Source organism: Advenella sp. (assembly GCF_052108595.1).
In the GTDB taxonomy this organism is placed as follows: Bacteria; Pseudomonadota; Gammaproteobacteria; order Burkholderiales; family Burkholderiaceae_B; genus Advenella.
This window is the reverse complement of record NZ_JBQEAU010000162.1, coordinates 1-7,297: the sequence shown is the minus strand read 5'-3', so window position 1 is coordinate 7,297 and position 7,297 is coordinate 1. Positions and strand designations below refer to the sequence as shown.

Sequence of the window (7,297 nt, the reverse complement as noted above, 5' to 3'; positions counted from 1 at the left end):
GCAAAATCATTGCTCTCTGTAATCTCATGGCGTTCCTTGGCTATTGCAAATCGGTTCAGCGACGAGTATCGTGCAAGGACATAGTCCCTCGGTAATTAGTCCGTCAGTTTCCCTCGGCAATCACACTAGTTCAATTGAATTTACCAACCTCTCGCAACCGAAAGCTTAAATGTCGATATAGGCTAACAAATCATCATATTCATCTGGATTGGCTTTTTTCACTCTTTCCAAGGTCTTTTCTATGGAGTCTAAATGCTTTCCTGCAGACTCTAGGTAACCGTTTTGTTTCAGCTGCTTATAGACTTCTACCTGCTCTTTAAGCTGGTCTCGATCAACTTCTGACATGTCCAATTCTCCCGGTACGCCATGGCGGTTTGTAACTATCATATTGCGTAGACATGTCGACTTTATTACATGGATATTGATTGTTGCAGTTTATCTAGCCAGGGCTGGCGTTCGAACGTATCGCTTCGATACGAATTTCTGTGATGCCCATCTGAAACATAGCATTGAAGCCAATGGTCAAATGCGAGACAGCGCCGCGAAAAAACCTTGATCATCTGGGCCGGCAGCTCGCCAGCGGGCGCTACGCGATGCTCAATGACGGCATGGGGTTCAGTCTGGTGCCCATGGAATCCGGTGATCGAGGAACGCCCAGGGCAACAGATCGCAGCGACTATGTGCGGCGGCGGGGTTACTGCTGGTCGCTGCGGACACTAGGAACATCCTCTTTTATCAACTTGTAGAGACAGTAGATGAACACCCACCGCTTGGCGTTTAAGTTAGCGCTTTGGCAGAAATGCAACTTGCAGTGGCCTCGGGCCGAAACGCCAATGGTCGAATAAAGCCGCAGGCCTGCTAGACCTAAGGCGATGCTTGTTAATTCGGATTTTTATTTGAAAATCACATGTAAAGCTTTGAATTTTAAATCGGCGAATTTCTCAAAAATTGAATTAATTAGCACCTCCCTAGCCGCTTGCGTAAGCGACACAGACAATAGCCTATCATCAAGCACGCAGAAGACCTCTTGCTTTCAATTCCTAGAATAGTACAACGCGAATTCTAATAATCTACACTCTGATAATCAGCTATTTAAAGGCTGAAAAAAAGGAATTGTAGACTCCGACCAGTGCCTCTCTAGGATTTGGAGGGTATCAGTGGCCACCCTACTCATCGTCGCAATTACTTCTGGTGGCGCTGTTCGTTCAGATCCGGAGTTAAACGGAGGATGGAGATCATACTCAACGGAAAGTTGAGTGATTTGCGCCGAGTGGCCCATAAATATCTGCAATAAGCGCAATGGTCATATCCAGGCCAGTTGCTACGCGTGGCAGTCCAATACTTACCCGATTTTACCTGGCGCTCAGGTACATATTCAACGGCCTCATTGGCCACATACCCTTCAAGCCCCGATGCGTTGTTGCTTTCCGACCTTTCAGAAGACCCGCACGCGCCAGAATAAATGCACCGAATTGGCGAACTATCCCACTGAAGTTGTGGTGGAAGTCCGCGGTTCCGCCGAGGTGCGCACCGCCGACAAGAACATCGCCGCGCTGGCGGGTGATGGTCTGTACCGAACCGATCACCACTTGACGATTACCCAGGTCAGACCAAGTCCGAGCGCGGCCGCCAATACGACGCGCAGCGCTTGGGCTGCGTGGTGGTGGAACTGAAATCGCACCTGCCATCGAGCGCCAGGCGCGCAACATCGGCGCCACCTGGCTCAATCAGTAGTTGATCGGTGGAGGCAAGGGGCTGGGCGACCTGGGCGTTGGCGGCGAGGCCAAACAGGCAATGCAGCAACGCGCAGATTTCCTGGCCGAACAGGGGCTGGCCGAGCGACACGGGTAGCGCGCATCTCCTTCGTAGAAAATGCTCGGGGCGTCGGCGTTAGCCCCTATCCATCGTGTCGAAGCTTTGCAGTATCACGGTATGATAGGCCGTTCTCCATCTGCTGCGAAGAAACGATGCGCCGCAAGTCCGATGTCATAGAGGAACTGGATCGGGTCCTTTCGCGCATGGGCTGGAAGTTCTCCGGTGTGTCCCTCGGCCCGGCTGATATTTTCGATATCGCAGAATTGGCCGAAATACCCGGGGCGGCGCATGTGAATAGGGGCGCTGTGGCCTGCGAAACAGCCGCCAACGCGGCTGCGTTGATGGGCGACGAGAAAGAGTTCGAATGCGCGCATGCATTCGAACTGGCGCCGCTGGGCGCGACCTCTTGAAATGTTCTATTAGACACGGCTATCGAATTTCTTCGGCATTGGCAGGCAAGCTGCTACGACTAATTAGGCCGACGAGCATGCCCGAGGTAACGAGGCCGACACCGATCCACACCCACCATGATGGCTGCTCGCCGAGCAACCACAGACCGGAGAACGTCGTCAGGCAAGGGACCGCGGCCGTGAACAACGCGGTACGCTGCGCGCCGAGTGATGCCACGGCACGGGTGTAGAGCAGACCGGAAACAACACCTATCAGAACGCCTTGAAACAAACCCTGGAACGCAATGTCACCCCAGGGTACGTTCTTGATGTCATTTGCGGTCAGCATCAGATAAAGAGGGAGAAAACAGGCCAGCGATCCTGTCGCCACGATGGCTACAGCATGCAGCGGATCCAGCATCAGCCGCTGGCTGAGCAAGCCATATGCAGACCAACACAATGCTGCCAACAACAGTGCCGCGTCACCCAGCCATTGATGTACCGACGCGTGGTATCCACTGTCGGATGCAATGGCTAAGATGCCGACCAGGATCAGCATCAGGCCAGCCCATCCCATGGTGGACAGACGCCGTCCCAGCATCCACCACGTCAACACAAATGTGAAAAGTGGAATCGTGCCATGCAGCAACACGCCCCCATGGCTGGCCGGGGCCAAGCGGAATCCAGCGTATGCGAACAATGCGAATCCAAGCCCGCCGGTCAAGGTCAGACATGTCGCCTGTGACCAGCGCAGCGATCCCAGCCTTCGCTGGAGGATAACCGGCAAAAGGACCAGTCCGGCGACACCGAAGCGCAGCATGGCCAGATCCGGTAATGCCAGTGCGCTGGATGTGAATCCCATCCGCGAGACCACCGTGAAGCTCGCAAAGAAGAGGACAGCCACCGCAGCGCAGAAAATTCCAATCGTCCGATCGGTGGCCCATCGCCGAACGGCAAAAGCGCCAAGAAGTCTGTACACTCATCGCCCCTTTGCATGATCGCCACGCAGTGTTATCACGGCGCTTTCGATGCTGGCAACTAACTTGCCGTCTTCGCGTTGGATATCGCACCGGTAGTGGCTGATCGTCCGACCTCGATGCGCTGCCCAGGCATGAGCGCGCAGTCGAGATTGCCAGACCGGACGCAGAAACGTCGCCTTCAAGTCGATACTGGTGAAGCTCTCGCCTTCGTGCATTAGCGTGGAGTGCGCCGTGCCGATAGCGGCATCTGCCAGCTCGCACAGCAGGCCGCCATGGACGGTGCCCTGCTGGTTGCCATGCACCGTTGCGTCAGCGTCCAGTTCGATGACGGCCATGGCTTCGGCGATGGCGACGATGCGAAATTTCAGCAACTTGGAAATCGCGGTCGGATAGCTCATGTGCGTGACGTCACCATCTGCCAATGTGCCGTCCAGTTGACGTTGTAGGTACTTCAGCACCGGAAGATGGGTAGAGAATGTCGTCATGGAATCTCCTGTCCTCAGAAGTTGACGGGCTTGAATGCGTTCTGCGTTAGCGGGCGGTCGTCGATGGATCGATGCACAAAGGACGCCACCAGCCCGATGGCGATGAATCCCAACCACAGCAGATCATAGGAACGGTAGCTGTCGTAGACCCATCCTCCCAGCCAGACGCCGAGAAAGCCGCCGATCTGGTGGCCCAGGAACAAGAATCCGAACAGCGTGGTGATGTAGCGCACCTCGAAAATTTGCGCGACCACTCCATTGGTCAGTGGTACCGTCGCCCGCCAAGCCGCGCACAGCCATAGGTGCTGAAGACGTTGGCCAACGCGATGATGGCCAGCAAGGTGCCAGCCTGTCGCATGTTCAGGCCTTGCTCGAGCAGATAGGCGGGCATTTGCGTGGTGATGAAGGCGAGTAGGAAACTGCAGGCCATGAATCCCAGGTTCAGCAGCCAGAAGCCGCGATGATGGAATGCCTGGCGTATCGCCACGTTTATGGGTATCTGCGCTTCTTTTGTGCAGTCTGATGACTGCAGCTTCGTGGGGTCGCGCAGACACGCCGCCAGCGGCAGCAGCGCGAGCATCACGATACACAGCACGACCTCCGCGTCTTGCCAGTTCATTGCCGGACACGAAAAACGTTAACGCGATAATGAGCACGTTCAGGGAAAAGAGGTCATTCATTCTGATTTGTCTAAGCCGTGAAATTTATAAAAAATAATAAGCGCAATAAATCTCACTGCACAATCTGGCTTTTCCGATGCCTGACTTAGGCGCACCCTGAGGATAAGTATGATAATCTGATTTTTATCAAGCGCTTTGATCTCGTCGATTTATGACTCTTTCTCCATGTGTACGAGGCAGGGGCCATTACGGCCGCCGCCGCGAGCCATATGACGCTCACCTCCGCCAGCGAACGCATTCGCGGCATGGAGGGACACGCCCCTGCTCGTACGCGACCGGCGTGGCGTGCGTATCACGCCTGCTGGCCGGATGCTCGTGCACCATGCACGGCTTGTCCTGGCCCAAAATGATCGGATGCACGACGAACTGGGAGACTATAGCGCCAGCTTACGAGGGTACGTGCGCCTGCTTTGTAATACGTCGGCGTTCAGCGAATACCTTCCCGATATCATAAGCAACTTTCTTGCCGAGCATGTCAATTCATCAAATGGGCGGCTTACAACTCTCAATCCCTTGAGGGGCATGACGCAGTTGGACTAAAAATCTCCATTGATTGCGCGCCACTTCGCTTCCCTGAGAAAGAGCTCGACTTAGCCACTTTGCAGCTTCACATTGATCAGCTTGGACTGCATTTCCATAAAGCGTTGGCCCAGCTAATAACACCATGCCAAGCATTTCCTGTGCACCAATATGATCACCTTCACCTGCTAAGCGTAGCAGCGCCATCATCTCATCGTACTGGCCAACTGTTTGTGCCTCGAGGGCTAATTGAAATTTCTGCCCTGGCGATGTCATGTCCGCCGCAAACGCCGACATTGACAATCCATACGCTGCAGCCGCTAACAGTGTTGCAACGCAGCCTTTTCGGGTTGTTGCGATAGGACTCCTGGGTTTTCCAGTTGAGTGAATCGATTTCATGTCGGCCTCCATTCTGTTTATGCCTAGCTAATTTTGGATCTTCTGCGCGCCTATGACAAACTGGATTATCCTTAGGATGACTACGGCAAAACCTGAGTGTTAACAACAGGCTATGTTCGCAGACCTGGTTCCATGTATCTCATGTCACGTGCGCAATAATAAAATCGCTCTCCAGCATATCCTCAACCTACGCCTGATCTAGGCTCAGGAAAATTCAGCTTTTCATCTTTGTGCTGTGCTTGTTGCGCTGCTTGGAGTAGTCATCCATGAAGGTGTGGCAATACTCCTTCATGGTCGGCGCCTTGCGGGCGGCATCCTTGGCCGCGCTCGCCGGGGTTCGTGCGGTACTGGCGGATGAACACCTTGCGGCCGGCCCGGATGATCTTGCACAGGAAGCCGCGCACTACAGTATCCCGAAGTTCGACGGCCTGCGCATGGGATTTTGCTGCATCGACAGCGGACTTGCTGAGTGTGATTTTTGCCATGATTACTCGTTGGAAACCTCGGTTTGCAAGAGCCCCATGGGAGTCATGCGGCCGGAAGCCGGGTGAAGTTTCGGTAAGAACCGGCATATGGTGGACACGCCTAAGTGATTGATAAACCAGCTGTATCGAGCTTTGGCGTAGTCCAGCGAACTGCGGTAGTGGAGTCATCGTGAAACAAATAAAAGCCGATAACTCACAACGAGTATCGGCTTTTAGCGGCAGAGAAAGAAGCCCACCATCGAAGACAGCTTAAGTCACTGCAGAGGCCAGATTATGACGGGCATGAAAATTGAGCACACCCGACGTAGCGTGAATGGTAAGTTTTGGATATTAAATATCTCTGCTATTGACGAAAAAATACGCCACCGTGACGTGACGCATTTTTCAATGAATGGATAAAGCTCGCTGTGGTCAGATTGTCTGACCGCCCGATACCTCGATACGCTGTGCGGTAACCCAGCGATTATCATCACTCAGCAAGCCAGCAATCATCGGGCCGATGTCGTCGGGGACGCCGACACGACCGAGGGCAGTCATGGCTGCAAATTGTGCGTTTACATCGGCATTGTCGCGCACAAGTCCACCACCGAAATCAGTTTCGATCGCACCCGGAGCGACCGTATTCACGGTGATACCACGCGGACCCAGTTCCCGTGCCATGTAGACGCTGAGTATCTCCACTGCTGCTTTTGCTGCTGAGTAGGCTGAAAACCCGGGGTAGGATATGCGGGTCAGGCCGGACGAAAAGTTGATGATGCTTCCTCCGTCAGCCAGCAACGGCAAAAGCGTCTGGACCAGGAAAAAAACGCCTTTGACGTGAACATCGAACAGCCCGTCGAACTGAGATTCGGTAGTGTCCGCAAGCATTGCAAATTCGCCGTGCCCAGCGTTGTTGACCAGATGATCGAAGGAGTCACGGCCCCAGACTTCTGCAAGTTCGGCGCGCAGGGATTCTGCAAAGTTCGTAAAGCTCGCCGTCTGCGCCATATCAAGCTGAAGTGTGACTGCCTTGCGGCCAAGGGCGCGAATCTGTGTCACAACCTCCTGCGCCTGTTCTACATTCGTTCTGTAGGCCACGATGACATCGCCACCACGGTTGGCGATGGCGAGCGCCGTATTACGGCCGAGACCACGATTTGCTCCGGTAACAAGTGATATTTTACTCATGTGATAATCCTTTCTGTTTTTCGTTCCCGTACTGTAGAGCGATTCAGCCGGGTTTTATTGCCCATTTGTTGCTAATTTTTGCCTATTTCTCTTTTAATGGCTCGTTTCATAGCGATTAGCGCATAATATCTGTACCAATACTTGCCTGAAAGAATCCTGTGCAGGACCATCTACTCGAACTCTGCCGTCATTATGCCGATGCTCATGCTGACCAATGCGGGATAGCAGCCACGCCCGTTCGTGGATTGACAATCGTGAGAGCCCTGTACCCTGGAGAGTTGCAGGCGGCAGTATCCAAGCCTTTGGTTGCGATGCTGCTGCAGGGACGCAAGCGTGTCACTACAAGTATTGCGAGTTACGACTATGGTCCGGGTGAGT

9 protein-coding genes and 4 pseudogenes are annotated in these 7,297 nt (G+C 53.8%); 5 read left to right on the top strand and 8 right to left on the bottom strand.

What is annotated here, in order from left to right:
* Window positions 1-165 precede the first annotated feature (165 nt).
* A complete protein-coding gene (locus ACTIKR_RS19630) occupies window positions 166-345 on the bottom strand; it encodes a hypothetical protein (protein WP_442328775.1) in 180 nt (59 codons plus the stop codon).
* 227 nt (window positions 346-572) lie between these two features.
* On the opposite strand from ACTIKR_RS19630, the pseudogene ACTIKR_RS19625 reads away from it, so the two are divergent.
* From ACTIKR_RS19625 to ACTIKR_RS19615, 3 genes and pseudogenes are all read left to right on the top strand, one after another.
* Window positions 573-720: pseudogene (locus tag ACTIKR_RS19625) on the top strand (DUF3363 domain-containing protein); the annotation flags it as partial.
* Between the two features lie 737 nt (window positions 721-1,457).
* Window positions 1,458-1,848 (top strand): annotated as a pseudogene (locus tag ACTIKR_RS19620) (DUF3363 domain-containing protein); the annotation flags it as partial.
* Window positions 1,849-1,967: 119 nt separating this feature from the next.
* Window positions 1,968-2,225, top strand: coding sequence for a hypothetical protein (locus ACTIKR_RS19615; protein ID WP_442328774.1), 258 nt, complete (start codon window positions 1,968-1,970; stop codon window positions 2,223-2,225).
* A gap of 19 nt (window positions 2,226-2,244) precedes the next feature.
* Here ACTIKR_RS19615 and ACTIKR_RS19610 read toward each other — a convergent pair whose 3' ends face one another.
* From ACTIKR_RS19610 to ACTIKR_RS19595, 4 genes are read right to left on the bottom strand one after another with little or no spacing between them, the layout of a single operon-like run.
* On the bottom strand, window positions 2,245-3,183 hold the full coding sequence (locus ACTIKR_RS19610) for a DMT family transporter (protein ID WP_442328773.1): 939 nt from the start codon (window positions 3,181-3,183) through the stop codon (window positions 2,245-2,247).
* Window positions 3,184-3,669 (bottom strand): PaaI family thioesterase, encoded by a 486-nt coding sequence (locus ACTIKR_RS19605; protein ID WP_442328772.1) that lies wholly within the window; start codon window positions 3,667-3,669, stop codon window positions 3,184-3,186.
* Between the two features lie 14 nt (window positions 3,670-3,683).
* Window positions 3,684-3,923: a hypothetical protein gene (locus ACTIKR_RS19600; RefSeq protein WP_442328771.1), complete on the bottom strand. Its 240-nt coding sequence runs from the start codon at window positions 3,921-3,923 to the stop codon at window positions 3,684-3,686.
* Between the two features lie 8 nt (window positions 3,924-3,931).
* Complete coding sequence (locus ACTIKR_RS19595; protein WP_442328770.1) at window positions 3,932-4,288, bottom strand: MFS transporter; 357 nt, start codon at window positions 4,286-4,288, stop codon at window positions 3,932-3,934.
* Between the two features lie 228 nt (window positions 4,289-4,516).
* Between ACTIKR_RS19595 and ACTIKR_RS19590 the strand changes: the two are divergent.
* A pseudogene (locus tag ACTIKR_RS19590) lies at window positions 4,517-4,823 on the top strand (LysR family transcriptional regulator); the annotation flags it as partial.
* 9 nt (window positions 4,824-4,832) lie between these two features.
* Here the strand turns inward: ACTIKR_RS19590 and ACTIKR_RS19585 are convergent.
* From ACTIKR_RS19585 to ACTIKR_RS19575, 3 genes and pseudogenes are all read right to left on the bottom strand, one after another.
* On the bottom strand, window positions 4,833-5,267 hold the full coding sequence (locus ACTIKR_RS19585) for a sel1 repeat family protein (RefSeq protein WP_442328769.1): 435 nt from the start codon (window positions 5,265-5,267) through the stop codon (window positions 4,833-4,835).
* Between the two features lie 226 nt (window positions 5,268-5,493).
* Window positions 5,494-5,752, bottom strand: a pseudogene (locus ACTIKR_RS19580) (integrase); the annotation flags it as partial.
* A gap of 411 nt (window positions 5,753-6,163) precedes the next feature.
* Window positions 6,164-6,919 carry an SDR family NAD(P)-dependent oxidoreductase gene (locus tag ACTIKR_RS19575; protein WP_442328768.1) on the bottom strand — a complete coding sequence of 252 codons (756 nt, stop codon included), beginning with the start codon at window positions 6,917-6,919 and terminating at the stop codon, window positions 6,164-6,166.
* 158 nt (window positions 6,920-7,077) lie between these two features.
* On the opposite strand from ACTIKR_RS19575, the gene ACTIKR_RS19570 reads away from it, so the two are divergent.
* On the top strand, window positions 7,078-7,297 hold a 220-nt coding region (locus ACTIKR_RS19570; RefSeq protein WP_442328767.1), incomplete at its 3' end, for an AraC family transcriptional regulator N-terminal domain-containing protein.